Below are 1,587 nucleotides of genomic sequence, written 5' to 3'. Positions count from 1 at the left end.
TGGCCCCCGCGGCCGGGGCCGGTGCGGTCGCCAGGTCCGGCGAGGTCGCCCGGGCCGGCGAGGTCGGGGGAATCGTGGCGACGGAGTCGGAGGCCTCCGCGTTGATCGTCCTCTCCGCGCCCGTCGACGGCGTGATCGAGCTCTACGTCTTCCCGGCCGGGGACACGCCCGAGGACGCGACGAGCAGCGCCGCGGTCGCCGTCCGCGTGTACGAGTACGTGGACGTCCCGGGCGGGTCGGGCGCACCGCTCGGTGCCGCCGCGGTCGACGGCGTGGAGCCCACCTGGGACTCCGAGCGCTGGCGCGGATGGCTCGAGGGCCTGGTCACGGACTGACCCGAGGGTGGCGGCCGATCGGCGACGAAACATCGACGTCGGGTGCGACGATGTCCACCGAGACAGCAGTACTGTGTCGGGGAGCACCAGCCGTGCGCCGACCACGAACCGCACGAACAGCACACCGACGAGGAGCACCATCTGCAATGGCGGATTCCAACGACACCGTGACCATCGCGACCAGCGAGGGCGCGCCCGGCACGACCCTCCTGGGCATCGGCGCCTACCGTCCACGTCGCGTGGTGAGCAACGAGGAGATCTGCGAGACGATTGACTCGAGCTCCGAGTGGATCTACGAGCGCTCTGGGATCCTCAACCGCCGCGTGGCGGAGCCGGACGAGACGATCGTCTCCATGTCGAGCGAGGCCGCCAAGAAGGCCGTGGCCTCCGCCGGCATCGATCCGGAGCTCATCGACGCGGTGATCGTGTGCACCTCCACCAACTGGACGCAGGTGCCGCACGCGGCTCCGCAGGTGGCCACCGATCTCGGCCGCAACGGCATCGCCGCGTTCGACCTGACCGCCGGCTGCGCGGGGTTCGGCTACGGCCTGGCCGTGGCCACCACCATGATCCGCGGCGGCGGCGCCCGGTACGTCGTGGTGGTGGGCGTGGAGAAGATGACTGACGGCATCGACTTCTCCGACCGCAACACCGCCTTCATCTTCGGCGACGGCGCGGGCGCCGTGGTGGTGGGCCCGTCGGAGACCAATGACGTCAGCCCGGTGGTGTGGGGGTCCGACGGCGAGAAGGGCGACGCCATCCGCCAGACCAAGGACTTCAAGCAGTACGTGGACGAGGTCGATGCCTCCGCGGCCGCCGCGCGCGAGGAGGCGGTGCTCCAGCCCTACCTGGTCATGGACGGCTCCAAGGTGTTCCGCTGGGCCGCCGTGCAGGTATCCAAGGTGTGCGCGCAGACGCTGGAGACCGCGGGCGTGACCGCCGAGCAGATCCAGGCGTTCATCCCCCACCAGGCCAACGGGCGCATCAACTCGGCCATGGCCAAGCACCTCGGACTCCCCGACTCGGTGGCTATCGCCAACGACATCGAGCAGACCGGCAACACCTCCGCCGCCTCGATCCCGCTGGCGATGGAGGCCATGCTGCGCGACGGCGAGGCCCAGCCCGGTCAGGTCGCGCTGTGCATCGGCTTCGGCGCGGGGCTGTCCTACGCCGGCCAGGTCGTGCGTCTGCCCGCCGCACCGCCCGTCGACTGACGGCCCGGGCGTCCCTCCCGGGGCCTCCCGGGGCCTCC

1 protein-coding gene and 1 pseudogene are annotated in these 1,587 nt (G+C 71.4%); both read left to right on the top strand.

The features are described 5' to 3' along the window. Nucleotides 1-335: pseudogene (locus tag G6022_RS14875) on the top strand (SRPBCC domain-containing protein); the annotation flags it as partial. 146 nt (nucleotides 336-481) lie between these two features. Then, on the top strand, nucleotides 482-1,549 hold the full coding sequence (locus G6022_RS14870) for a beta-ketoacyl-ACP synthase III (RefSeq protein WP_182611095.1): 1,068 nt from the start codon (nucleotides 482-484) through the stop codon (nucleotides 1,547-1,549). Nucleotides 1,550-1,587: the final 38 nt, after the last annotated feature.

The sequence above is a fragment of the Dietzia sp. Cai40 genome (genome assembly GCF_014145165.1).
GTDB classification, from domain to species: domain Bacteria; phylum Actinomycetota; class Actinomycetes; order Mycobacteriales; family Mycobacteriaceae; genus Dietzia; species Dietzia natronolimnaea.
The sequence above is the reverse complement of the archived record's forward strand: the minus strand, read 5'-3'. Positions and strand labels throughout refer to the sequence as shown.